Origin of the sequence: Streptomyces sp. 8N616, assembly GCF_052246385.1 — a bacterium.
GTDB lineage: Bacteria > Actinomycetota > Actinomycetes > Streptomycetales > Streptomycetaceae > Streptomyces.
Map to the genome: position 1 here is coordinate 17927 of NZ_JBQQBY010000059.1, position 22644 is coordinate 40570.

Genomic DNA, 22644 nt, shown 5'->3' on the forward strand with positions numbered 1-22644 from the left:
CGGCCGCTCGATGCGGCCGGGGCCCTTCTCCGTGGTGCGGCGCAGGCGTCAGCGCTTCGCATGCTGGGCCGAGGGAGCCACCGTCACCTCGACGCGCTGGAACTCCTTGAGGTCGCTGTAGCCCGTCGTGGCCATCGCGCGGCGGAGGGCGCCGAAGAAGTTCATCGAGCCGTCCGGGGTGTGGGAGGGGCCCAGCAGGATCTCCTCGGTGGTGCCGACCGCGCCGAGGTTCATGCGCTTGCCGCGCGGCACCTCGTCGTGGACGGCTTCCATGCCCCAGTGGTGCCCGCGTCCCGGCGCGTCCGTCGCGCGGGCCAGCGGGGAGCCGATCATCACCGCGTCCGCGCCGCAGGCGACCGCCTTCGGAAGGTCGCCCGACCAGCCGACGCCACCGTCGGCGATCACGTGGACGTACCGGCCGCCGGACTCGTCCATGTAGTCCCGCCGGGCCGCTGCCACGTCCGCGACCGCGGTCGCCATCGGCACCTGGATGCCCAGGACGTTACGGGTCGTGTGCGCGGCGCCGCCGCCGAAGCCGACGAGCACGCCCGCGGCACCGGTGCGCATCAGGTGCAGCGCCGCCGTGTACGTGGCGCAGCCGCCGACGATCACCGGGACGTCCAGCTCGTAGATGAACTGCTTGAGGTTGAGCGGCTCGGCGGCGCCTGAGACGTGCTCGGCGGAGACGGTCGTACCGCGGATGACGAAGATGTCGACGCCCGCGTCCACCACGGCCTTGGAGAACTGCGCGGTGCGCTGCGGCGACAGCGCGGCGGCGGTGACGACGCCGGAGTCGCGCACCTCCTTGAGGCGCTGCCCGATCAGCTCCTCCTTGATCGGGGCGGAGTAGATCTCCTGCATGCGCCGGGTGGCCGTACGCTCGTCCAGCTCGGCGATCTCCGCGAGCAGCGGCTCCGGGTCGTCGTACCGGGTCCACAGGCCCTCGAGATTCAGGACACCCAGCCCGCCGAGCTCGCCGATCCGGATCGCGGTCTGCGGGGAGACGACCGAGTCCATGGGTGCCGTGAGGAACGGCAGCTCGAAGCGGTAGGCATCGATCTGCCACGCGATCGAGACCTCCTTGGGGTCGCGCGTCCGCCGGCTCGGCACGACGGCGATGTCGTCGAACGCGTACGCCCTGCGGCCGCGCTTGCCGCGCCCGATCTCGATCTCAGTCACGTGTCTGGCCTTTCCCTCAACGTCTGCGCTACCAGTATCCCCGACGCCCCCCACCCACAACGCCAGCGCCTCCCGCGTAACGCCCCCGCTCGCTCGCGGGCCTCGGAGGCCGCTCATCCCTCCCGCCACCTCCAGCCCGGCCCCGCCGACACCGCCGCCGATCCCCCACGCCGGGCGCCTGCGAGCCCGGACCTGAACCCGACCCAGCCGACCGCACCCAGCCCACAGTCGGCAACCTCCGGGGAACCCGCGGAAATGGCCCCCATTGGGCAGAGCGCGGCCGACCGGCTTCAGCCCGACCCAGCCGGCCACACCCAGCCCGCAGCGGGCGACCTCAGGCGAACCCCGGAGATCACCCCCACCCAGGCGGAACCCGACCCAGCGGGTCGCGGGGCCCCGGCGCGGTGGCTCCGGCCGGGCCGGGCGCTGCCCAACGAGGCAGGCGCAGCCGGGCCGGGCGCGGCTCGTAGCGCTCGCGCTCCGCGCCCCTCGGCGCCGGCCCGACGCGACCTGCCCCTGGTTCCCCCTGCATCGCAGGGGGAACCAGGGGCAGGTCCCAAAGCGGCGGCTGGGCGGGGGAAGAGCTCGGGCGCGCAGCGCCCCGGTACGGCCCGCGCGGAGCGGCCCCGCCGTCGAGGCGACTAGCGTCGCGTGTAGTTCGGCGCCTCCGTCGTCAACTGGATGTCGTGCGGGTGGCTCTCCTTGAGGCCCGCCGCGGTGATCCGCACGAAGCGGCCCTTCTCCTTCAGCTCCGGGATGTCGGCCGAGCCGACGTACCCCATCGACGCGCGCAGGCCGCCGACCAGCTGGTGAGCCACGGAGGACAGCGGACCACGGTACGGGACCTGACCCTCGATCCCCTCGGGCACCAGCTTGTCCTCGGACAGGACGTTGTCCTGGAAGTAACGGTCCTTCGAGAACGAGCGCGCCTGCCCGCGCGACTGCATCGCGCCCAGCGAGCCCATCCCCCGGTACGACTTGAACTGCTTGCCGTTGATGAAGACCATCTCGCCCGGCGACTCCTCGCACCCGGCGAGCAGGCTCCCCAGCATCACCGTGTCCGCACCGGCCGCGATCGCCTTCGCGATGTCGCCGCTGTACTGCAGGCCGCCGTCGCCGATCAGCGGCACGCCCGCAGCGCCGCAGGCCCGCGCCGCCTCGTGGATCGCCGTCACCTGCGGCACCCCGATGCCCGCGACGACACGCGTCGTACAGATCGAGCCCGGCCCCACGCCGACCTTCACGCCGTCCACGCCCGCGTCGATCAGCGCCTGTGCGCCGTCGCGCGTGGCGACATTGCCGCCCACGATGTCCACACTGATGTTGGACTTGAGCTTCGCGATCATGTCGAGGATGCCGCGGCTGTGGCCGTGCGCGCTGTCCACCACCAGGAAGTCCGCACCGGCCTCGACCAGCGCCTGCGCCCGGTCGTACGCCTCGTCCCCGACGCCGACCGCCGCCCCGACGACCAGCCGGCCCTCGTCGTCCTTCGCCGCGTTCGGGTACTTCTCGGCCTTGACGAAGTCCTTGACCGTGATCAGACCCTTGAGCACGCCGTTCTCGTCGACCAGCGGCAGCTTCTCGATCTTGTGGCGGCGCAGCAGCTCCATCGCGTCCTCGCCGGAGATGCCGACCCTGCCGGTGACCAGCGGCATCGGGGTCATGACCTCGCGGACCTGACGGCTGCGGTCCAGCTCGAAGGCCATGTCGCGGTTGGTGACGATGCCGAGCAGCTTGCCCGCGGCGTCCGTCACCGGCACGCCGCTGATCCGGAACTTCGCGCACAGCGCGTCCGCCTCGCGCAGCGTCGCGTCCGGACGGACGGTGATCGGGTCGGTCACCATCCCGGCCTCGGAGCGCTTCACGAGGTCGACCTGGTTGGCCTGGTCCTCGATGGAGAGATTGCGGTGCAGCACACCGGCACCGCCCTGACGGGCCATCGCGATGGCCATCCGGGCCTCGGTCACCTTGTCCATCGCCGCGGAGAGCAGGGGGACGTTGACCCGTACGTTGCGCGATACGCGGGACGAGGTGTCGACCGCGTTCGGCAGCACCTCCGACGCGCCCGGCAGCAGCAGCACGTCGTCGTATGTCAGCCCGAGCATCGCGAATTTCTCGGGCGTTCCGTCGACGTTGTCAGTCATGACACCTTCCCCAGTGCTCTTGCCCAGCGCGGACTCCCATGCTAACGGGCTCCGAGTGCCCCCGATTCCGCCTCCGATCCAGGGCCGGAGAGGTGTGGATCACGTACGGATACGGGTCACTGCTCCGCCAGCGCCCGCAGCCTGCTGAGCGCCCGGTGCTGGGCGACCCGGACCGCGCCCGGCGACATCCCCAGCATCTGGCCCGTCTCCTCCGCGGTCAGCCCGACCGCGACCCGCAGCAGCACCAGCTCCCGCTGGATCTCGGGCAGGTTGGCCAGCAGCTTTCTCGCCCATTCCGCGTCACTGCTGAGCAGCGCGCGCTCCTCGGGCCCGAGCGAGGTGTCGGGCCGCTCGGGCATCTCGTCGGACGGCACCGCCGTACTCCCCGGCCCGCGCATGGCCGCTCGCTGCAGATCCGCGACCTTGTGCGCGGCGATCGCGACGACGAAGGCCTCGAAGGGGCGGCCGGTGTCGCGGTAGCGCGGCAGCGCGCACAGCACGGCCAGGCAGACCTCCTGCGCCAGGTCGTCCACGAAGTGCCGGGCATCGCCGGGCAGCCGGGACAGCCGGGTGCGGCAGTAGCGCAGCGCCAGCGGGTGTACGTGGGCCAGCAGATCGTGAGTGGCCCGCTCGTCCCCGTCGACCGCGCGCTGCACGAGTGCGCCGATCTCCCCCGGGCCTCCGGCCATGGGGGTACCCCGGGTCTCCTCCTCGCGCATCAGTCCATGGTGCCTTGGCGCTCTGCGGTCCGCGGCACCGCGTCCCCCGTTGTGCACCGAAGCGTTATGCACGGCCGCACTAGCACTCACGTCCCACGCCTCCCCCTTTCGGGTGTTACCCATGCCGTCCCCGACAACCCGCGGACAGCTTCCGACCCGCGCCTCGGGGCGCCGGGCAGAGCTTGTCCGTCCTGAGGTTCTTCGGGCCGAGTGAGAAGCCCCGGCCCCTGCCGGGGAGGAGTCACACCTCCAAGGATGCGGCATCCCGCGAGGTTTCGGCCCCCAGACGCCGACGCAGTGAGGTCGCGGTACGCGCCACCAGGTCATATGGCACGCACCGCGACCTCACTGCGCGACGCGTCACACCGCCCTCAGCGGACCAGGCCCCAGCGGAAACCGAGCGCGACGGCGTGCGCCCGGTCCGAGGCGCCCAGCTTCTTGAAGAGCCGACGCGCGTGGGTCTTGACGGTGTCCTCGGAGAGGAAGAGCTCGCGCCCGATCTCGGCGTTGGAGCGGCCGTGGCTCATGCCCTCGAGCACCTGGATCTCGCGCGCGGTGAGGGTCGGCGCGGCGCCCATCTCGGCAGACCGGAGCCGACGCGGGGCGAGCCGCCAGGTGGGGTCGGCGAGCGCCTGCGTGACGGTGGCCCGCAGCTCGGCGCGCGAGGCGTCCTTGTGCAGATAGCCACGGGCACCCGCGGCCACCGCGAGCGCGACGCCGTCCAGGTCCTCGGCGACGGTGAGCATGATGATCCGGGCGCCGGGGTCGGCGGAGAGCAGCCGGCGCACGGTCTCGACTCCGCCGAGCCCGGGCATCCGTACGTCCATCAGAATCAGGTCCGAGCGGTCGGCTCCCCAGCGGCGGAGGACTTCCTCGCCGTTGGCGGCCGTCGTCACGCGCTCGACGCCGGGCACGGTCGCGACCGCGCGGCGGAGCGCCTCTCGGGCAAGCGGGGAGTCGTCGCAGACGAGGACGGATGTCATGGCCGCCCTCCGCAGCTGATGCGCGTCACCTTGAGCCTCCAGGCTGGTACTAAGTCGTCACCTGAGCGATTGACCGCCTCGGACATCTGCCCGAGTGCTTGTCTCGTCAACCGCCTCCGCACTCTCAACGACGGTCACCCGAAAGAGTTACGGGTTCGGCGGCGTCCTTCAATACTCTACGTGAGGGAGCGGTCACCCGGCAGCTGCACCGCGTGAGCGCTGGTCAGCGGCGCATGACTGGGACCCTTCGAATGAGCCATGCCCTATTTGGCCGCTTTTCTTCACATCTGCTGGTGTCTGTCGCTAGATTCGCAATGAGTCATATTTACATCTACTTACACAGTTGATGTACGGTCGTGGGCACTTGATCCACCGGAACCCATTCCGAGGGGATGAGCAATGGCAGACTTCTCCCGCCTTCCCGGCCCCAACGCCGATCTGTGGGACTGGCAGCTCCTGGCCGCATGTCGAGGGGTCGACAGCTCGCTCTTCTTCCATCCGGAAGGCGAACGGGGTGCGGCCCGGAGCGCGCGAGAGGCCTCCGCCAAAGAGGTCTGCATGCGATGCCCGGTCCGTGCCGAGTGCGCGGCGCACGCGCTGACGGTACGGGAGCCCTACGGCGTGTGGGGCGGACTCACCGAGGACGAGCGCGAGGAGCTGATGGGACGGGCACGGCACCGGCTGATCGCCACCAGCAGCAACTGACGAAACGTTTCTTCATCCTCGGTGCCGCGCAACCGCGCGACCCTCAGCGCGCCGCGAGTTCCAGGTGCTCCCCTGTGGCCTCGAGTGCGGGCACGCGCGCGAGGTCCGGCAGCGTGAGCGCTACGACCTCCCCCCGCCCCACCGGCTCCCCTTCCACCGTCACGGCGCCCTTGACCCGCACCGTCCCCCAGCTGAACGCTGGGACGGGCCCCACCAGGGCCGGTGCGGGCAGCAACGCCACTCCCTGACCTGCGCCGACAAGACCGATCACCGCCGGATAGTCGTCCGTCGCGAAGTCGATACGCGGCGTGAAGCCCGCGTTCTCGCACACCTCGACCCGATGGCGACGGCACCGCGGGCACCCCGCGATCCAGGACTCCCCGGCCAGTTCCCCGATGCCGACCCGGTCGGCGCCCGCGAAGGCGTGCCCCTCGGGGACGACTCCGACCAGCCGGTCGGTGAGCAACGGCCGTACGACCAGGCTCTCCCTCCCCCATAGCTCCTCGGGCATGGGCCGCGACCCCACCGATGCCTGCTCCGTGTCTCGGACGCCCGGAGCCGAAGGCCAGCGCGATCTCGCGGTCTCCGGCCCGCAGCATCTCCGACGTGACGGGCCTCGATCATGGCTCACCCATAAAGCGAGTCTTTGAGGCGGGCGGCCGTAGTGCGCCCGGGTCTGACGACGTCGCCCATACCGGAGTATGGTCGCGGTATGGCGAAGAAGAAGATCACGATCAGCCTCGACCCGGAGCGGTTCGCGGCGATCGAGGAGCTGGTCGCCCGGGGGCAGGCGGACTCCGTCTCCGGGTGGCTGGACGAGGCCGCCGCGCGCCGGATCGGCGAGATCGAGCGCGCCCGCCGCGCCGTTGAGTGGATCGCGGGCCGCGCCAAGGCCGAGGCCGCGCCGGGCGAGTGGGAAGAGGCCCTGGCCTGGGCTCGGGAGATGGACAGGCGTCGCGGGGACGGCTCGAGCACGGAGCACGCCGCGTGAGCGGCGGCTACATCCTCGACCACACTGCCGTCCGCGCGCTCGCGCACGGCAGCATCTACATGGCGGCACGGGTGTTCCGCTCGGTCGAGACCGCGCAGCCGCTGTACGTACCGGTGCTCTGTCTCACACAAGGGCTGGCCGAGTCCGCGCTCGCCGACGTCCGGCAGCAGATAGAGGCCGCGTTCGCGGCGCCCAGCTTCGTCTTCCGCCCGCTGGACGAACTCGGCTGCTGGGCGGTGGCCCAGATCGCGGCGGAGCGAGCGGTCGACACGGCGACGGCGCACGCAGCGCACCTGGGCCTGTCGACGGGACTGCCGGTGCTGACCAGCGCGGCCGCCTCGTACAAGCAGGTGGACGCGCGCGTGGAGACCGAGAGCGTGCCGTGATCCGAGGGGCTGTCGAAGCGGCAGCCGCCGGACGCTAGCGTTCCGCCATGACGACTGCACTGATTACGGGAGCCACCGCAGGGATCGGGGCCGCGTTCGCGCGGCGGCTGGCCGCCGACGGGCACGATCTCGTGCTGGTGGCCCGCGACGTCACGCGGCTGCGGGAGCAGGCGACCGAGCTGCACGACCGGCACCGGATCGAGGCCGAGGTGCTGCCCGCCGACCTGGCGGAGGACAAGGGCATCGCGGCGGTCGAGGAGCGGCTCGCGGACCCGAAGAACCCGGTGGATCTGCTGGTCAACAACGCGGGTTTCGGCAACAAGGGCCGCTATCTCGAGGTCCCGATGGCCGAGGAGCTGCGGATGCTCAAGGTGCACTGCGAGGCGGTGCTGCGGCTGACGAGTGCCGCGGCGGAGGGCATGCGGGAGCGCGGGCGCGGCGGGGTGGTGAACGTCGCGTCGGTCGCGGCGTTCGTACCGCGGGGGACGTACGGCGCGAGCAAGTCGTGGGTCGTGCAGTTCACGCAGGGTGCGGCACGGGATCTGGCCGGCTCGGGGGTGCGGCTGATGGCGCTGTGCCCGGGATTCGTACGGACCGAGTTCCACGAGCGGGCCGGGATGGGGACGGAGAACATTCCCGGCTGGATGTGGCTCGACGCGGACAAGGTCGTCGCGGCGGCGATGCAGGATCTGGCGCGGGGCCGGACGGTGTCCATCCCGGACGCCCGTTACAAGGCGCTGATGGGGCTGGCGAAGCTGGCGCCACGGGGTGCACTGGGCGGGATCTCGTCCCGTACGGGGCGGCGCTACGGCCCCAACTGACCCAGACACAGGCGGGCATTCGTCACTAAAATGGACGAGTCGGACTCACCGCGGGAGGCGCCATGACATTCGTGCAGATCATCGACTGCAAGACCAGCAAGCTCGACGACATGAACCGTCTCATGGACACCTGGGTCGAGCAGACGCAGGGCAAGAGGACGGCCACCCACTCGATCGTCGGCCGCGACCACACGGACGCCAACCACCTGGTCGAGATCATCGAGTTCCCCTCGTACGAGGAGGCGATGAAGAACTCCAACCTGCCGGAGACGGACCGGACGTTCCAGGAGATGGTGGCGCTCTGTGACGAGATGCCCACCTTCATCGATCTCGACGTGGTGCGGGACGAGCCGCTCAACGCGGCGACGGCCCGCCGCTTCTTCGAGGAGATCGCCGGCGAAGGCAAGCTCGACCTGATCGGCGAGCTTTTCGCCCCCGACTACCGCGACCACGACATCGGGAAGGCCGAGGAGTCCACGGTCGGCTCCGACGTCCTCCGGCAGGACGTCACGCGCTGGCGCGGCGCCTTCGACTTCCGCTTCGCGCTCGACGACCAGGTCGCCGAGGGCGACAGGGTCGTGACCCGGTGGACCTGGACCGGCAGGCAACGCGGCGACTTCATGGGCATCGCGCCCACCGGCAAGGAGTGCACGATGACCGGGACCACGATCTTCCGGTTCCGTGACGGCAAGATCCAGGAAGGCTGGTGGTACTACGACATGCTGGGCCTGATGCGGCAGCTCGGCGCGGCCGTAGCCTGACGCGCCAGAAAGCACAGGCGCGGACGCGAACAGACGCACACGCGCAACAAAGGCACACGCGCAACAGACGCACGAGAGCCCGCCGCTGAGCGGCGGGCTCTCGTCGCAGGTACGCGGTCAGTGCGCGTGGCCGTGACCGTGACCGGCCGCCGGCTCCTCCTCTTCCTTCTTCTCCACCACCAGCGTCTCGGTGGTGAGCAGCAGGGAGGCGATGGAGGCCGCGTTCTCCAGCGCGGAGCGGGTGACCTTGACCGGGTCGATGACGCCGGCCTTCACCAGGTCGCCGTACTCGCCGGTCGCGGCGTTGAAGCCGTGGCCCTTCTCCAGCTCGGCGACCTTGGAGGTGATCACGTAGCCCTCGAGGCCCGCGTTCTCCGCGATCCAGCGCAGCGGCTCGACGACGGCGCGGCGCACGACGGCGACACCGGTCGCCTCGTCGCCTTCCTTGCCGAGGCTGCCCTCGAGCACCTTCGCGGCGTGGACGAGCGCGGAGCCGCCACCGGAGACGATGCCCTCCTCGACCGCGGCGCGGGTCGCGGAGATGGCGTCCTCCAGGCGGTGCTTCTTCTCCTTGAGCTCGACCTCGGTCGCGGCGCCGACCTTGATCACGCAGACACCGCCGGCCAGCTTCGCGAGGCGCTCCTGAAGCTTCTCGCGGTCCCAGTCGGAGTCGGTGGCCTCGATCTCGGCCTTGATCTGGGCGATCCGGCCCTGCACGTCCTCGGCCTTGCCGGCACCGTCGACGATCGTGGTGTCGTCCTTGGTGACGGTCACGCGGCGGGCGGAGCCCAGCACGTCCAGGCCGACCTGGTCGAGCTTGAGGCCGACCTCCTCGGCGACGACGGTGCCTCCGGTGAGGGTGGCCATGTCGCCGAGCATCGCCTTGCGGCGGTCGCCGAAGCCGGGGGCCTTGACGGCGACGGCGTTGAAGGTGCCGCGGATCTTGTTGACGACCAGCGTGGACAGCGCCTCGCCCTCGACGTCCTCGGCGATGATCAGCAGCGGCTTGGAACCACCAGCCTGGATGATCTTCTCCAGCAGCGGCAGCAGGTCGGCGATCGCCGCGATCTTGCCCTGGTGGATCAGGATGTACGGGTCGTCGAGGACCGCTTCCATCCGCTCCTGGTCCGTCACGAAGTACGGCGACAGGTAGCCCTTGTCGAAGGCCATGCCCTCGGTGAAGTCGAGCTCGAGACCGAAGGTGTTGGACTCCTCGACGGTGATGACACCGTCCTTGCCGACCTTGTCCATGGCCTCGGCGATCAGCTCGCCGACCTGCTTGTCCTGGGCGGACAGCCCGGCCACAGCGGCGATGTCGGACTTCTCGTCGATCGGGCGGGCGGTGGCGAGCAGGTCGTCGGAGACGGCCTTGACGGCGGCGTCGATGCCCTTCTTGAGGGCGGCCGGAGAGGCGCCCGCGGCGACGTTGCGCAGCCCCTCGCGGACCAGCGCCTGGGCCAGGACGGTCGCGGTGGTGGTGCCGTCACCCGCGATGTCGTTGGTCTTGGTCGCCACCTCCTTGACGAGCTGGGCGCCGAGGTTCTCGTACGGGTCCTCGACCTCGATCTCGCGGGCGATGGTCACGCCGTCGTTGGTGATGGTCGGGGCGCCGAACTTCTTGTCGATGACGACGTTGCGGCCCTTGGGGCCGATCGTCACCTTCACGGTGTCGGCAAGCTTGTTGACGCCACGCTCGAGGGCGCGACGGGCGTCCTCGTCGAACTTCAGGATCTTCGCCATGGTTGCGTATGTCCTCTCATTGCGATCCTCGGCCGCCCCTGGAGCGGCCGCCATCGCTCGTACGAACTGCGCCCCGGACGCCCGGTTGTTGAGACACGGGAGCCGGGGCGCAGATCACAAACGTGGGTGAATTACTTCTCGACGATCGCGAGGACGTCGCGAGCCGAGAGGACGAGGTACTCCTCGCCGCTGTACTTCACCTCGGTGCCGCCGTACTTGCTGTAGAGCACGACATCGCCGACCTTGACGTCGAGCGGGATGCGGTTGCCCTCCTCGAAGCGGCCCGGGCCCACGGCCAGGACGACGCCCTCCTGGGGCTTCTCCTTGGCAGTGTCCGGGATAACCAGGCCAGAGGCCGTGGTCTGCTCGGCGTCGAGCGGCTGGACCACAATGCGGTCCTCGAGCGGCTTGATGGCAACCTTGGTGCTGGCGGTCGTCACGATCCGACCTCCCCCTTCGGAGATCTCACGGGGTTGACTGTCTGAGGTGGCGACCTGGTAGATCCGTCGTCGCGGGTGCCGGATCTGCCCGTCGCTGAGTGTCTGGCACTCCCTGGTGGAGAGTGCCAAGCCGAGACTATGACGGCGTTAGCACTCAGTCAACTAGAGTGCCAACGAGCTGACGGCGCGCCGCGCGTCCGCCTCCCGGCGAGGAGACCACGGCGAGGGGGCGCCCCGCGGCAGCCTCCTGCACGGGCCTGGCCTTTACCGTCGCGGCCTGGGGCTGGGGCCAGGAGAGCACCCTTCTCCGCGCCGTCAGACGTAGTCCTCGAGGCGGGCCAGCGCGAAGCCCTGGGCGGTGGCCGTACGGACCACGCGGCGGATGACGTCCGGCATGGTGCCGCCCCACTCACCGCGTCCGCGGAAGTGGGTGAGGATGATGTCGCCCGGACGGAACCTGCGGTCGCCGTCGCCGAACTCGATCCGGCCGGGGAACGCCTCCTCGCTCCACAGCGGGACCACGGTGATGCCGCAGGACCTGGCGGCGCGCAGCGTGTCGCGGTCGTAGCTCCCGTAGGGCGGGCGGAAGATCCGCGGCCGGATGCCGAACTCGCGCTGGATGGTCTCCTGCTGACGGCAGATCTCCTTGCGCTGGCCCGCGTACGAGAGCGAGCGCAGATCGCGGTGGCTGATGGTGTGGTTGTTGATCGCCACGTCGAGAGCCTGCAGTCCGCGGAAATAGTCGTAGTCGTCGCGTACGACGTAGTCGCTGAGGAAGGCGCTGGCCGGCACACCGAGCTCGCTCAGCATGCGGATCAGCCGCCGGTCCTTGTGGGCGCCGTCGTCGATCGTCAGGAAGACGACGCGGTCGCGGGTGGGGACCCGGGCGATCACGGGCGGCAGGCCGGAGCCGCGCGCGAGCCCGCGGGGTGTGGTCAGGTGCAGCTTCGCGGCGGGCGGGGGCGGCGGAAAGAGCGGCAGGCGGTGCAGGCCCCACTTCCGGGCCAGGGCGATTCTGACGGCCTCGGCCCTCACCAGCTCGCTCGAGTAGATGTCCAGGGCGCGGGTGGTCCCGGACCGCAGCCGGGAGGCGGCCGCGCCGCTGCCGGGCGTGCCCTGGGCGCCCGCGGACCCGCCCCCGGCGCGCTGGGCGTCCGCAGCCTGCCCGGACGGCCGCTTGCCCGGCGTGGCCGCCGACGCGCCGGGCCCTGAACCGGACGCCGCGCCGGGCGCTTCTCCGGGCCTGTGCGGCGCGCCCGCCGCCATGCCGGGCACCGAGTCCCGCGCCGGCGCACGCACCCCGCCGATGCGCCCGGCCCCGCTCGCCGTGCCCTCCAGGGCGTACGTCGCGTCCGGGGCGCGCACCGTCCCCAGGGCGGCGGCGTGCCGCTGCTCGGATCCCGGACTCGATCTGTCCCTCGGCGCACGGTCGGGTGGCTGGCCGCAGGCACCTCCGACCACGCCGATGAGGATCAGCACGGCGGCGCCGCGGACACTCGTGCCCCATCGCCAGATCTGGGCAGTTTTTTCGTTTTGTCGTACAAGCTGCATGGCGTCGCATCCTGCCAGGGCCGCCGGCGTACGCGGCCCCGACACCGCCGTCGCGCCACGCCGCTCCACCGCTTGGCCCACACGCCGGAGGAGGAGCGACCGGCACAATTGACCGGGTGAACGACCTCGACGCCTTCGCCGCCCTGCTGACCGACGAGGGCCGGGCGCTCCTCGCCGACCTGCGCGACTACGACCCCGCGCAGGAGCTCGCGACCGCCACCCGGCTGCGCCGCGAGCACCCGGCCGAGCTGGTCACCGCCGCCCTCGGACAGGCCCGGCTGCGGCAGCGGGCGGCGGCGAAGTTCGGGGCCGACGACGCGGCCGTCATGTTCTTCACCCCGGACGGCGTCGAGCAGGCGACCCGTACGTCCGTCGCCTCGTACCGCGCGGGCCGCCTCGCCGCGCTGGGCGTACGGCGCGTGGCGGACCTGTGCTGCGGGATCGGAGGCGACGCGATCGCGCTCGCGCGGGCGGGCATGGCGGTGGTCGCCGTCGACCGCTCTCCGCTGACCTGCGCGGTCGCCCGGGCCAACGCCGAGGCGCTCGGGCTCGCGGACCTCGTCGAGGTGCGCTGCGCGAATGTGACGGAGACCGAAGCGGCCGCGTACGACGCGGTGTTCGCCGATCCCGCCAGGCGCGGCGCGTCCAGAGGGTCGGCGCGGCGGGGGTTCCCCCGGACGGAGTCTGGGGGAGCCTCCAGCCGGGGTGGTGGTCGGGCGGCGGGCGGGCGGATCTTCGATCCGGAGGCGTATTCGCCGCCGCTGTCGTGGGCGGTGGAGGCGGCGCGCAAGACCCCGTACGCGGCGCTGAAGATCGCGCCCGGGGTGCCGCACGAGGCGGTGCCGGACGACGCGGAGGCCGAGTGGATCTCGGACGGCGGCGACGTGAAGGAGGCCGTCCTCTGGTTCGGCACCGGCGTGGCGGGCGGGCGCCGCGCCACGCTGCTGCCGGGCCCGCACTCCCTCATCGGCTCCGGCCTGCCCGCCCCCGCCGCGGGCCCGGTCGGCCGCTTCCTCTACGAGCCGGACGGCGCGGTCATCCGCGCCCACCTGGTGGCGGACGTGGCCGCGCAGCTCGGCGGCCATCTGATCGACCCGACCATCGCGTACGTGACGTCGGACGAGCTGCACCCGACGCCGTATGCGGCCGCGTACGAGATCACGGACGTGCTGCGCTTCAACCTCAAGGCGCTGAAGGCGCTGCTGCGCGAGCGCGAGGTGGGGACGCTGACGGTGAAGAAGCGCGGCTCGGCCGTCGAGCCCGAGGAACTCCGCAGGAGGCTCAAGCCGCACGGCCCGAACGCGGCGACGGTCTTCCTCACGCGCGTGGCCGGCGAGCCCTCCATGCTGCTGGGGCACCCGGCGGAGGACTTCTCCCCTGGCGCCCCAACCAGCGGTGGATGAGGGCCCCATCCCGGCTGCGGGCGGAAGCCTTCCGCCGAACCGCCCTAGACCACGTCGACGGACTCGAAGCGCCAGCGGTGCACTGGGCGGCGCGCCAAGTCGCCCCCCGGCTCCGGGAGTTCGGGCAGCTCGGCCTCGTACGGAGCGTCCCACCAGGTGATGACCAGGACGCGGTCGCCGGGGGCCGCGAAGGTCTCGCGGCGCAGCGGCGACGGTACGAGGTCCTGTTCCCGCGCCCACTTCAGGAGTTCGGGACCCCGGCCCTCGGCCGCTCTCGCCTCCCACATCAGCGCGACGGTCACGAGGAGAGATTGCCCTTGCTCAACTCGTGCACGTGGTCGTGGCTGTGGTCGCCGGGGGCGGGTACGTGGGGGTGGGTCACCGGGAGCGAGGAGTCCGCGGAGAGGTCCCAGGCCGAAGCCGCCCGGCCGCGGGTCACCATCTCCGCGCCGAGGGACGCGACCATCGCGCCGTTGTCCGTGCACAGCTTCGGCCGCGGCACGCGCAGCACGAGACCCGCGTCCTCGCAGCGCCGCTCGGCCATCGCGCGCAGCCGCGAGTTGGCGGCGACGCCACCGCCGATCATCAGGTGCCCGACGCCGTTGTCCTTGCACGCCCGTACGGCCTTGCGGGTCAGCACGTCCGCGACGGCCTCCTGGAAGGACGCCGAGACGTCCGCGACCGGCACGTCCTCGCCCGCGTTGCGCTTGGCCTCGATCCAGCGGGCGACGGCGGTCTTGAGGCCGGAGAAGGAGAAGTCGTAGAGCGGGTCCCGGGGGCCGGTGAGGCCGCGGGGGAAGGGGATGGCGTCCGCGTCGCCCTCGCGCGCGTAGCGGTCGATGACCGGGCCGCCGGGGAAGCCGAGGCCCAGTACCCGGGCGACCTTGTCGAACGCCTCGCCCGCCGCGTCGTCGATGGTCGAGCCGAGCGGCCGTACGTCCGCGGTGATGTCGGAGGACAGGAGGAGGGAGGAGTGGCCGCCGGAGACCAGAAGCGCCATCGTCGGCTCGGGCAGGGCGCCGTGTTCGAGCTGGTCGACGCAGATGTGCGAGGCGAGGTGGTTGACGCCGTAGAGCGGCTTGCCGAGCGCGTACGCGTACGCCTTGGCCGCCGAGACGCCGACGAGCAGCGCGCCGGAGAGCCCGGGACCGGCCGTGACCGCGATCCCGTCGAGGTCGCTCGCCGCCACCCCGGCGTCCTTGAGCGCGCGCTGGATCGTCGGAACCATCGCCTCCAGGTGCGCGCGGCTGGCGACTTCGGGGACGACGCCGCCGAAGCGGGCGTGCTCGTCCACGCTCGACGCGATGGCGTCGGCGAGGAGGGTGTGGCCGCGGACGATGCCGACACCGGTCTCGTCGCATGAGGTCTCGATACCGAGGACAAGCGGCTCGTCAGCCATCGTTGGTCATTCCCTGTTCTGCGGAGTTGTTGGCCGAGTCGTTGGCCGAGTGGTTGGCGGAACCGTTGGCGGAATCGTTGACGGTCCGGTCTTCCGCGGCTTCGTCCGCGAAGGGTTCCGCGCGGCGCATCACCACGGCGTCCACGTTCCCCGGCTGGTAGTAGTTCGGGCGCAGGCCGATCGGCTCGAAGCCGAAGCGCTCGTAGAGCCGCTGGGCGCGGGTGTTGTCGATCCGCACCTCGAGCAGCACCTCGCGGCAGTCGAAGTCGCCGGCTCCCGCGAGGAGGTCGCCGAGGAGGCGCGCGCCCAGGCCCGTACCCCAGTACGCGCGGGCGGCTGCGATGGTCTGGATGTCGCCGGTGCGGTCGACGGCGGCGAGCCCGCCGTAGCCGACGATCTCGCCGCTCGCGGCGGGGCCCCCGCCCGCGCCGGTCTCGGCGACGATGTAGCGGCGGGTGGCGTGGGGTCCGCGCGCGTGGGCGAGCTCGGACCAGAACAGGCCCCGCGACCACGCGTCGTCGGGGAACAGCTCGCGCTCCAGCTCCAGCACGGGCTCGATGTCCCACCACCGCATCTCGCGCAGCGTGACAGTCCCGTTCGTCACCGCGGCGTGACCACCTTGTAGTTCGCCGGAACCTGCGCGTCCGGGCGGCGCAGGTAGAGCGGCAGGGGCGGCAGCAACTCCCTGCCCGTGGCGAGCTTCTCGGCCGCGAGCGCCGCGAGCGCGCCCGCGGACTGGAGCTCGGGCATGCCGTCGGGCACATCCCTGAAGACCTCGCGGTAGAGCAGCGCGCCCGCGCCGACCGACGGGAGCCCGGCGACCTCCGCGGCGATGTCGGCGGGCCGGTCGACGGCGGGGCCGGAGACGCGGGTGTGCGGGTCGGCGTAGCGCGCCCAGTAGACCTCTTTGCGCCGGGCGTCCGTGGCGACGGTGAAGGGCCCTTCGAGACCGGTCTGTCCCGCGGCGTACGCGATGCCGTCCAGGGTGCACAGGCCGTGGACGGGGGCGCCGGTCGCGGCCCCGAAGGCGGCGGCGGTCGCGAGTCCTACGCGCAGCCCGGTGTACGGGCCGGGGCCGACGCCGACGACGAACCCGGTGACGGCGCCGAGCTTCGCCCCGCCCTCGCGGAGCACCCGGTCGACGGCGGGCAGCAGCAACTCGCCGTGGCGCCGCGCGTCCACCTGGTGGGATTCGGCGACGACACCGTCTCCGTCATGGAGGGCGACGGTGACGGCGGGGGTGGCGGTGTCGAGAGCGAGCAGCAGCACACGTACAGACTACGGCGCGTCCGCCGTCCCCTGTCCCGACCCTGCGTGGGGCCTGAAGCGCTGGACCGAGGCGGGTCGGGCGTGGCCGGGGGCCGCCGGACCGGTGCCGCGGCAGGTGACTCGGGTCGCGGGGCGACGGTGCCGCGGGCCGGGCGCCTGAAAACGTGGGACAGGGGCCCGGGCACACGGGCGCTCCGCGTCAACAGCGCGTTCGCGCGGTGCTACCTTCGGGCGCGAAGGCGCAGGGCGGGAGCGGGGCGAGAGGCGGACGGCGTGGCACGGAGCAACTCGGGGACGATCGTGGCGGGGATGACGGCCGCGGCCCTCGCCGTGGTCGGCTTCCTCGCCTACCAGGCGTCCGCCACCGCGCCCGACGACCTCTCGACGGCCCGCCGCGACTCCTCGGCATCCTCCGGCTCCGCCGACCGGTCGGGGAAGCCGGCGGGACAGCAGGGCAAGAAGCAGCAGGCGCACCCCGTGCCCGCGGCCTCCGGCAGCGGCGTACGCATCGTCTACGCGCTGGGCGAGCGGCGAGTCTGGCTGGTGGGCGAGGACGACAAGGTGATCAGGACCTATGCGGTCGTGCCGAGCTCGGTCAGCCCGGCCCCCGGGCAGTACGCGGTCACGTCCCGCTCGGCCCGGATCGCCGGCTCGGACGGGGTGCCGGTGGAGCACGTCGTACGGTTCACGGCCGTCGACGGCGTGGTGGTCGGCTTCAGCGCCGCCGTCGACGGCTCCATGCCGGACCCGGGCGCCGGGCAGAAGACCGGCGGCATCCGGGCGAAGCGCACGGACGGAAAGGCGCTGTGGACCTTCGCCGCCATCGGCACCAAGATCATTGTGGTGGCCTGAGGCCCGTCGTTCCTCGCTCGATCCCCAGGCCGTAGGGAGTCGGGGGACATCACCCGGACGGGCTACGCGGCGTCGCGCCGCTCCTCACCCTCCGGGGCCGCCCCGGGGTCCGGCGCGCCGGACCCGACGGAGGCCGGGGGAGCCTCCGGTGGCGTGGACACGGCGGTGGCCGCGGCGCAGGACGCCAGCAGCTGGCTCATCGAAGGCTTCGGGCTCGGGCTCGGGCTCCTGCTCGGGCTCGGGCTCGGGCTCGCGGCGGCGGACTGCCGTGCCCCGGGTTCCGCCAGCGCTTGATCATCGCTCGGGCGCCCCTGCGTCAGCGCATCAGCAACGGGCTCATGGCGCGGCATAGGTGCCTCCCTGCGGGCTCGGGGCGTACGAGGTTAGGTAGACCTAACCAGGTCACTGTCCCCCATGTGACCACGCCCGGCACCGACCGCGCAACATCTTGCCGACGTCTTGTCGGAACGTACACACGAAGGCAATGTGCACGAGCGGCCGGGGCAGGCGGCGTGCTCAGCCCGCCAGCGGGGACAGGTCCGCCTCCGCCCAGCGCGGGCCGACGCCGGTGACCGTCACCTCGCGCACGTCGTTCTCCACGGTCTCGTCGCCCTCGGCCCGCCCGATGACGACGTGCAGCCGGTCCTCCGACAGCTCCTCGACCTTCCCCTCGCCCCACTCGACGATCACCACCGACTCCGGCAGCGACACATCCAGATCGAGGTCCTCCATCTCGTCGAGCCCGCCGCCCAGCCGGTAGGCGTCCACGTGCACCAGCGCGGGGCCACCGGTCAGCGACGGGTGCACGCGCGCGATGACGAAGGTCGGCGACGTGACCGCACCGCGTACGCCCAGGCCCTCCCCCAGCCCGCGGGCCAGAGTCGTCTTCCCGGCGCCCAGCGGCCCGGTGAGCAGCACGAGGTCGCCGGGGCGCAGCAGTTTCGCCAGCCGCCGCCCGAGCGCCTGCATCTGCTCGGGTCCCGAGATGGTGAGCTGAGCCGAGGTATCGGAGGCGGGCTGTGCGGTGACTGCGGTCTGCGCGGCGTATGTGGCGTCCATGCGTTTTCTCTCGTAGGGGATCACGGAATCACCGGCTCCAGCGTGAGGAACGCCACCGGTTCGCTACAGTCAGTATCGCGCCGTCAGGCGCCGGTCAGGGCTTGGCCGTCATGAGGGCGCCACAGCGGCCGAGTGAGAAGCCCCCTCCTCGGGAGGGGAGGAGTCACATGCGCCGATGGTACGGGCGAAAGCGGAACTGGGCTGAGCCGTCAGCCTCAGCCCCGGGCGCACCGCGGGACCCGTCCCGCGGTGTCCGCCGCCCCCGCCCGCGCCAGCAGATCCGCCAGCCGGTCCGTCACCGTCTCCGGGTGCTCCAGCATCACCAGGTGGCCCGCGTCCGGTACGAGCGCCAGCTCCGCGTCCGGCAGCAGCTCGGCGATGGCCTCGCTGTGCGAGCTGGGGGTCACCAGGTCCTCGGTACCGGCCAGCACCAGGACGGGCAGGTCCCTGAAGGCCGCCAGCGCGTCCGCCTTGTCGTGCTCCTGGAAGGCGGGGTAGAACTCCGCGACCACGTCGATCGGCGTCGACTCGATCATCCGCTCCGCGAACCGCGCGACCGCCGGGTCGACGTCGCGCGAGCTGAACGAGTAGCGCTTGATCAGCCCGGCGAAGAGATCCGCCGTCGCCCGCCGCCCCTTCTCGACCAGATCCACCTGCGAGCCGAGCGCCTTCAGCACGCCGGGCAGGAAGCGCCGTACCGCGTTGACCCCGGCCACCGGCAGGCCGTAGTTCACCTCGCCGAGCTTCCCCGACGACGTGCCGACGAGGGCCACGCCGACGACCCGCTCCCTTATGTAGCCCGGGTAATGGGCGGCCAGCGCCATGACCGTCATGCCGCCCATGGAGTGCCCCACCAGCGCCACGGGGCCCTCCGGCACCGCCGCGTCCAGGACCGCCTTCAGGTCGCGGCCGAGCTGGTCGATGCTGACGGGCGTCCCTTCGGCCTGCGCCAGGCCGCGCGCGGACTGGCCGTGGCTGCGCTGGTCCCAGTGGACGGTGCGGACCGCGCCGCGCAGCGCGGACCGCTGGAAGTGCCAGGAGTCCTGGTTGAGGCAGTAGCCGTGGCAGAAGACCACGGTCACGGGGGCGGGCCTGCGGCGGCCGAAGAGGCGGCGCCTGCGCGGAGCCTCCCGGTCCGGTTCGACCTCGTCGATCTCGTAGTACAGCTCGGTGCCGTCGTCGGACACCGCCCGGCCCGGGGCGCCGCGCAGCTGGCCGTACGGGCTCGCCGTGTCCAGTGCGATCCGTGCCTTCTCGCGCATGCTGCGGCCGACGGTCAGCCGTTCCATCGCCACCCCCGCGGCGGCGCCCGCCGCGACCACACCGATCGCGGCGCCCGCGACGCCCGCGACCACACCTGCGCGGCGCCAGCCGCCGGCTGCCGCCGCTGCCACGGCGTCCGCAGCCGCGCCCGCCGCAGCCGCGCCCACCCCCGTGCCCGCCGGGTTCCCAGCGGTGCTCTCGCCCATGATCGTGCCCGCTCCTCGTGGATGCCGTGCCCGTCCCCCCGTACCCTGCGGCGTCTGCGCATGGCGCCAGGCTCCACGGCCTCGTGTCGCGCCGTGTCGAGAACTACCGTGCCGTAACCGGGGCCTCCCGGCCGAGGGTTGTTGCCGTGCCGTTGCTCACGTGCCCGGTTCGTGTCCCGCGCACTCGCCCTCGTCCGCGACTTCGTCGGCTTCGCCCTCGACCACGCCCTCGACCGCGTCCTCGTTGACGTAGACGCGCGGCACCCGTGTTCCGATCCTGGTCACGATCTCGTACGCGATGGTGCCCGCCGCGCGTGCCCAGTCCTCCGCGGTCGGCTCCCCCCGGTCGCCCGGGCCGAACAGCACCGCCTCGTCGCCCACTTCCGCCGTGTCGCCGCCGAGGTCGACCACGAACTGGTCCATGGCGACCCGGCCCGCGACCGTCCGCCACTTCCCGCCGACGAGCACCGGGCCGGAGCCCGACGCGTGCCGGGGGATCCCGTCCGCGTAGCCGACCGGGATGAGCGCCAGGGTCGTCTCGCCCGGGGTGACGTAGTGGTGGCCGTAGCTCACGCCGTGCCCGGCCGGGACCCGCTTGATCAGGGCGATGTCCGCGGAGAGCGTCATCGCCGGGCGGAGACCGAAGTCGGACGGGGTGCCGACCTCCGGGCTCGGGGAGATGCCGTAGAGGGCGATCCCGGTCCGTACGAGGTCGAAGTGGGCCTCGGGGATGGTCAGCGTGGCGGGCGAGTTGGCGATGTGGCGGACCTCGGGCCGCAGTCCGGCGCGCTCGGCCGCCACGAGGGCGTCGCGGAAGACGCGCAGCTGGGCCGCGATCGAGGGGTGGCCCGGCTCGTCGGCGCACGCGAAGTGCGACCAGACGCCGGTCACCTCGAGCAGGCCCTCGGCCTCGGCGGCGCGTGCGGCGTCGACCAGCTCCAGCCAGTCGTCCGGCTGGCAGCCGTTGCGCCCGAGGCCGGAGTCGATCTTGAGCTGGACGCGGGCCCGGGGGGTACGGGGGCCTGGGGCCTGGGGCCGGGGGCTCTGAGGCTGGGGAGTCCGGGGCCGGGGGCCGCTCGCAGGGGCGTTGCTCGTGCGAGCGCTCGTACCGTCGCTCGTACGGGCTTCGCGGACCTCGCGGGCCGCGGCGGCGACCTCGCGCAGCGCCCACATCCCACTCACCGACATGTCGATGTCCGCCTCGATCGCCTCGCGCCATGGCCCGCCCGGCGTCCACAGCCAGCACAGCACCCGGCCCGTGTCGCCCGCCGCGCGCAGCGCGAGCGCCTCCTCCGGGGTGGCGGTGCCGAGCCAGCTCGCTCCGGCCTGGCGGGCGGCGCGGGCGCAGGGCAGGACGCCGTGGCCGTACGCATCCGACTTCACCACGGCCATCAGTTCCGCGCGGGGCGCGCGGGCGCGCAGCGCACGGACGTTGGCGCGCACGGCGGCCAGGTCGACCGCGGCGCGGGCGCGTATCGGGTTGGCGGGGGGCCTGGAGTGGACGCCGCCGGAGTGTGCAGTCATCGGGGACAGTCTCTCACCAGGGGTGTCGGAGCCGTACCGATGTGGGGCGGCCGAGGGGCGGCCGGTCCTTCGGGGCCTCACGAGCCGGTGCGCGACGCGTGCGGCGGGGCCGCAACGAGTCGCTGGAACCACGTACTTGGGCAGGGCGGGTGGACAGCCGCCTGGCCGGAGCCGGGATTCAGGGGATCGGAGGTTACGGGCGCCAGGCCGTGGGGGCGATGTCGCGCCAGGCTGTGGCGAGAGTCACCGCGACGTCCGACGCGCCGATCGGCCCGCCGTCGCGGCCCGCCGCGAGGCGGCCCGCGAGCCCGTGCACGTACGCGGCCACCGAGGCCGCGTCCCGCGCCTCGAGACCGGAGGCGAGGAACGCTCCCGCGAGTCCCGACAGCACGTCGCCGCTGCCCGCTGTGGCCAGCCATCCCGTCCCCGTCGGATTGACGCGTACGGGGCCGCCCGCCGCGTCGGCGACCAGCGTCGTCGACCCCTTGAGCAGGGCCGTGGCCCCGTACTCCGCCGCCAGTCGGCGCACCGACGTCAGCCGCGCCGCCTCGACCTCCGCCCGCGGTACGCCCAGCAGCGCGGCCGCCTCGCCCGCGTGCGGCGTGAGGACGGTGGCCGCGCGGCGGGTGCGGATCCGTTCGCGATCGAGCAGCCGCAGCCCGTCGGCGTCGACGAGCACGGGGACGTCCGACGCGACGACGTCGTCCAGCGACTGCCGGGCTTCCGCGCCGTCGCCGAGGCCCGGCCCGACGACCCACGCCTGCACGCGGCCCGCCTTCGACGGTGGCCCGGCGTGGACGAGCGTCTCGGGGAAGCGGGCGATCACGGCGTCCGCGGCCGGGCCGACGTACCGTACGGCGCCCGCGCCGCCGCGCAGCGCGCCCGACACGGCGAGCACCGCCGCGCCGGGGTAGCGGGCGGAGCCCGCCACGACGCCGACCACGCCCCGCCGGTACTTGTCGCTCTCCGCCGCGGGCATGGGCAGCCGTTCCGCGACATCCGCGTGCTGGAGCGCCTCGACGTCCGGCGTGGCCGGCAGAAGCGGGGCGAGGCCGATGTCGATGAGGCGGAGGGCGCCGGTCCGCTCGGCGGCGGGGTCGATGAGGAGGCCGGGCTTGTACGTGCCGAAGGTGACGGTCGCATCGGCGTGCACCGCGGCGGCCGCGACCTGGCCGGTGTCCGCGTCGACGCCGCTGGGCAGGTCGACGGCGACGATGGCGGCGCGGGATTCTCGGGCGGCGTCGACGCG

The 22644-nt window shown here is 72.6% G+C and carries 23 protein-coding genes and 1 pseudogene; 8 read left to right on the top strand and 16 right to left on the bottom strand.

Going from position 1 to position 22644, the window contains the following annotated elements:
• Window positions 1-48 precede the first annotated feature (48 nt).
• From ACTWQC_RS34225 to ACTWQC_RS34240, 4 genes are all read right to left on the bottom strand, one after another.
• Window positions 49-1179, bottom strand: coding sequence for a GuaB3 family IMP dehydrogenase-related protein (locus ACTWQC_RS34225; protein ID WP_443319763.1), 1131 nt, complete (start codon window positions 1177-1179; stop codon window positions 49-51).
• A gap of 641 nt (window positions 1180-1820) precedes the next feature.
• A complete protein-coding gene (guaB, locus tag ACTWQC_RS34230; RefSeq protein ID WP_443319764.1) occupies window positions 1821-3323 on the bottom strand; it encodes an IMP dehydrogenase in 1503 nt (500 codons plus the stop codon).
• Window positions 3324-3439: 116 nt separating this feature from the next.
• The gene (locus tag ACTWQC_RS34235; protein WP_443319765.1) at window positions 3440-4042 is read right to left on the bottom strand and encodes a sigma-70 family RNA polymerase sigma factor; all 603 of its coding nucleotides are present in this window, start codon (window positions 4040-4042) and stop codon (window positions 3440-3442) included.
• A gap of 371 nt (window positions 4043-4413) precedes the next feature.
• Window positions 4414-5025, bottom strand: a complete 612-nt coding sequence (locus ACTWQC_RS34240; RefSeq protein WP_003948568.1) for a response regulator transcription factor — start codon at window positions 5023-5025, stop codon at window positions 4414-4416.
• A 399-nt stretch (window positions 5026-5424) separates the two neighbouring features.
• On the opposite strand from ACTWQC_RS34240, the gene ACTWQC_RS34245 reads away from it, so the two are divergent.
• Complete coding sequence (locus ACTWQC_RS34245) at window positions 5425-5730, top strand: WhiB family transcriptional regulator (protein ID WP_360853690.1); 306 nt, start codon at window positions 5425-5427, stop codon at window positions 5728-5730.
• A 43-nt stretch (window positions 5731-5773) separates the two neighbouring features.
• Here the strand turns inward: ACTWQC_RS34245 and ACTWQC_RS34250 are convergent.
• Window positions 5774-6344 (bottom strand): annotated as a pseudogene (locus ACTWQC_RS34250) (LysR substrate-binding domain-containing protein); the annotation flags it as partial.
• 98 nt (window positions 6345-6442) lie between these two features.
• On the opposite strand from ACTWQC_RS34250, the gene ACTWQC_RS34255 reads away from it, so the two are divergent.
• The 4 genes from ACTWQC_RS34255 (at window position 6443) to ACTWQC_RS34270 (ending at window position 8689) form a co-directional block, all read left to right on the top strand.
• On the top strand, window positions 6443-6721 hold the full coding sequence (locus ACTWQC_RS34255; protein ID WP_443319766.1) for a hypothetical protein: 279 nt from the start codon (window positions 6443-6445) through the stop codon (window positions 6719-6721).
• On the top strand, window positions 6718-7107 hold the full coding sequence (locus ACTWQC_RS34260; RefSeq protein WP_443319767.1) for a hypothetical protein: 390 nt from the start codon (window positions 6718-6720) through the stop codon (window positions 7105-7107). The genes ACTWQC_RS34255 and ACTWQC_RS34260 overlap by 4 nt, the downstream gene beginning before the upstream one ends.
• 47 nt (window positions 7108-7154) lie before the next feature.
• Window positions 7155-7928 carry an SDR family NAD(P)-dependent oxidoreductase gene (locus ACTWQC_RS34265; protein WP_443319768.1) on the top strand — a complete coding sequence of 258 codons (774 nt, stop codon included), beginning with the start codon at window positions 7155-7157 and terminating at the stop codon, window positions 7926-7928.
• A gap of 62 nt (window positions 7929-7990) precedes the next feature.
• Complete coding sequence (locus ACTWQC_RS34270) at window positions 7991-8689, top strand: ester cyclase (RefSeq protein WP_443319769.1); 699 nt, start codon at window positions 7991-7993, stop codon at window positions 8687-8689.
• A 117-nt stretch (window positions 8690-8806) separates the two neighbouring features.
• Here ACTWQC_RS34270 and groL read toward each other — a convergent pair whose 3' ends face one another.
• From groL to ACTWQC_RS34285, 3 genes are all read right to left on the bottom strand, one after another.
• Window positions 8807-10429: a chaperonin GroEL gene (groL, locus tag ACTWQC_RS34275; RefSeq protein WP_443319770.1), complete on the bottom strand. Its 1623-nt coding sequence runs from the start codon at window positions 10427-10429 to the stop codon at window positions 8807-8809.
• Between the two features lie 131 nt (window positions 10430-10560).
• Window positions 10561-10869 (bottom strand): co-chaperone GroES, encoded by a 309-nt coding sequence (groES, locus tag ACTWQC_RS34280; RefSeq protein ID WP_360853671.1) that lies wholly within the window; start codon window positions 10867-10869, stop codon window positions 10561-10563.
• Between the two features lie 315 nt (window positions 10870-11184).
• Window positions 11185-12420: a polysaccharide deacetylase family protein gene (locus ACTWQC_RS34285; protein WP_443319771.1), complete on the bottom strand. Its 1236-nt coding sequence runs from the start codon at window positions 12418-12420 to the stop codon at window positions 11185-11187.
• A 116-nt stretch (window positions 12421-12536) separates the two neighbouring features.
• On the opposite strand from ACTWQC_RS34285, the gene ACTWQC_RS34290 reads away from it, so the two are divergent.
• Window positions 12537-13823: a THUMP-like domain-containing protein gene (locus tag ACTWQC_RS34290; protein ID WP_443319772.1), complete on the top strand. Its 1287-nt coding sequence runs from the start codon at window positions 12537-12539 to the stop codon at window positions 13821-13823.
• A gap of 44 nt (window positions 13824-13867) precedes the next feature.
• Here ACTWQC_RS34290 and ACTWQC_RS34295 read toward each other — a convergent pair whose 3' ends face one another.
• The 4 genes from ACTWQC_RS34295 to tsaB are packed head-to-tail and all read right to left on the bottom strand — an operon-like array spanning window position 13868 to window position 16491.
• Window positions 13868-14125: a hypothetical protein gene (locus tag ACTWQC_RS34295; RefSeq protein WP_443319773.1), complete on the bottom strand. Its 258-nt coding sequence runs from the start codon at window positions 14123-14125 to the stop codon at window positions 13868-13870.
• On the bottom strand, window positions 14122-15222 hold the full coding sequence (tsaD, locus tag ACTWQC_RS34300; RefSeq protein WP_443319774.1) for a tRNA (adenosine(37)-N6)-threonylcarbamoyltransferase complex transferase subunit TsaD: 1101 nt from the start codon (window positions 15220-15222) through the stop codon (window positions 14122-14124). The genes ACTWQC_RS34295 and tsaD overlap by 4 nt, the downstream gene beginning before the upstream one ends.
• The gene (gene rimI / locus ACTWQC_RS34305) at window positions 15215-15826 is read right to left on the bottom strand and encodes a ribosomal protein S18-alanine N-acetyltransferase (RefSeq protein ID WP_443319775.1); all 612 of its coding nucleotides are present in this window, start codon (window positions 15824-15826) and stop codon (window positions 15215-15217) included. Before rimI ends, tsaD begins: the two co-directional genes overlap by 8 nt.
• Window positions 15823-16491: a tRNA (adenosine(37)-N6)-threonylcarbamoyltransferase complex dimerization subunit type 1 TsaB gene (gene tsaB, locus ACTWQC_RS34310; protein WP_443319776.1), complete on the bottom strand. Its 669-nt coding sequence runs from the start codon at window positions 16489-16491 to the stop codon at window positions 15823-15825. The genes rimI and tsaB overlap by 4 nt, the downstream gene beginning before the upstream one ends.
• A 273-nt stretch (window positions 16492-16764) precedes the next feature.
• Between tsaB and ACTWQC_RS34315 the strand changes: the two genes are divergently transcribed.
• Both ACTWQC_RS34315 and ACTWQC_RS34320 read left to right on the top strand, forming a co-directional pair.
• Window positions 16765-17343: a hypothetical protein gene (locus ACTWQC_RS34315; RefSeq protein WP_443319777.1), complete on the top strand. Its 579-nt coding sequence runs from the start codon at window positions 16765-16767 to the stop codon at window positions 17341-17343.
• A gap of 153 nt (window positions 17344-17496) precedes the next feature.
• Window positions 17497-17637 carry a hypothetical protein gene (locus ACTWQC_RS34320; protein WP_443319778.1) on the top strand — a complete coding sequence of 47 codons (141 nt, stop codon included), beginning with the start codon at window positions 17497-17499 and terminating at the stop codon, window positions 17635-17637.
• Window positions 17638-17859: 222 nt separating this feature from the next.
• Here ACTWQC_RS34320 and tsaE read toward each other — a convergent pair whose 3' ends face one another.
• The 4 genes from tsaE to ACTWQC_RS34340 form a co-directional block, all read right to left on the bottom strand.
• Window positions 17860-18402: a tRNA (adenosine(37)-N6)-threonylcarbamoyltransferase complex ATPase subunit type 1 TsaE gene (gene tsaE / locus ACTWQC_RS34325; protein ID WP_443319779.1), complete on the bottom strand. Its 543-nt coding sequence runs from the start codon at window positions 18400-18402 to the stop codon at window positions 17860-17862.
• Between the two features lie 215 nt (window positions 18403-18617).
• Window positions 18618-19871, bottom strand: coding sequence for an alpha/beta fold hydrolase (locus tag ACTWQC_RS34330; RefSeq protein WP_443319780.1), 1254 nt, complete (start codon window positions 19869-19871; stop codon window positions 18618-18620).
• A 156-nt stretch (window positions 19872-20027) separates the two neighbouring features.
• The gene (alr, locus tag ACTWQC_RS34335; protein WP_443319781.1) at window positions 20028-21395 is read right to left on the bottom strand and encodes an alanine racemase; all 1368 of its coding nucleotides are present in this window, start codon (window positions 21393-21395) and stop codon (window positions 20028-20030) included.
• Between the two features lie 193 nt (window positions 21396-21588).
• A partial coding sequence (locus ACTWQC_RS34340) for an NAD(P)H-hydrate dehydratase (protein ID WP_443319782.1) occupies window positions 21589-22644 on the bottom strand: 1056 nt, incomplete at its 5' end.

What these genes read in the sequence shown, in the direction of transcription:
- ACTWQC_RS34285 (WP_443319771.1), bottom strand. Translation starts at nt 12,420, where the DNA reads ATGCAGCTTGTACGACAAAACGAAAAAACTGCCCAGATCTGGCGATGG.
- ACTWQC_RS34255 (WP_443319766.1), top strand. Translation starts at nt 6,443, where the DNA reads ATGGCGAAGAAGAAGATCACGATCAGCCTCGACCCGGAGCGGTTCGCG.
- tsaE (WP_443319779.1), bottom strand. Translation starts at nt 18,402, where the DNA reads ATGGACGCCACATACGCCGCGCAGACCGCAGTCACCGCACAGCCCGCC.
- ACTWQC_RS34330 (WP_443319780.1), bottom strand. Translation starts at nt 19,871, where the DNA reads ATGGGCGAGAGCACCGCTGGGAACCCGGCGGGCACGGGGGTGGGCGCG.
- tsaD (WP_443319774.1), bottom strand. Translation starts at nt 15,222, where the DNA reads ATGGCTGACGAGCCGCTTGTCCTCGGTATCGAGACCTCATGCGACGAG.
- groL (WP_443319770.1), bottom strand. Translation starts at nt 10,429, where the DNA reads ATGGCGAAGATCCTGAAGTTCGACGAGGACGCCCGTCGCGCCCTCGAG.
- ACTWQC_RS34245 (WP_360853690.1), top strand. Translation starts at nt 5,425, where the DNA reads ATGGCAGACTTCTCCCGCCTTCCCGGCCCCAACGCCGATCTGTGGGAC.
- ACTWQC_RS34265 (WP_443319768.1), top strand. Translation starts at nt 7,155, where the DNA reads ATGACGACTGCACTGATTACGGGAGCCACCGCAGGGATCGGGGCCGCG.
- ACTWQC_RS34235 (WP_443319765.1), bottom strand. Translation starts at nt 4,042, where the DNA reads ATGCGCGAGGAGGAGACCCGGGGTACCCCCATGGCCGGAGGCCCGGGG.
- alr (WP_443319781.1), bottom strand. Translation starts at nt 21,395, where the DNA reads ATGACTGCACACTCCGGCGGCGTCCACTCCAGGCCCCCCGCCAACCCG.
- ACTWQC_RS34270 (WP_443319769.1), top strand. Translation starts at nt 7,991, where the DNA reads ATGACATTCGTGCAGATCATCGACTGCAAGACCAGCAAGCTCGACGAC.
- ACTWQC_RS34240 (WP_003948568.1), bottom strand. Translation starts at nt 5,025, where the DNA reads ATGACATCCGTCCTCGTCTGCGACGACTCCCCGCTTGCCCGAGAGGCG.
- guaB (WP_443319764.1), bottom strand. Translation starts at nt 3,323, where the DNA reads ATGACTGACAACGTCGACGGAACGCCCGAGAAATTCGCGATGCTCGGG.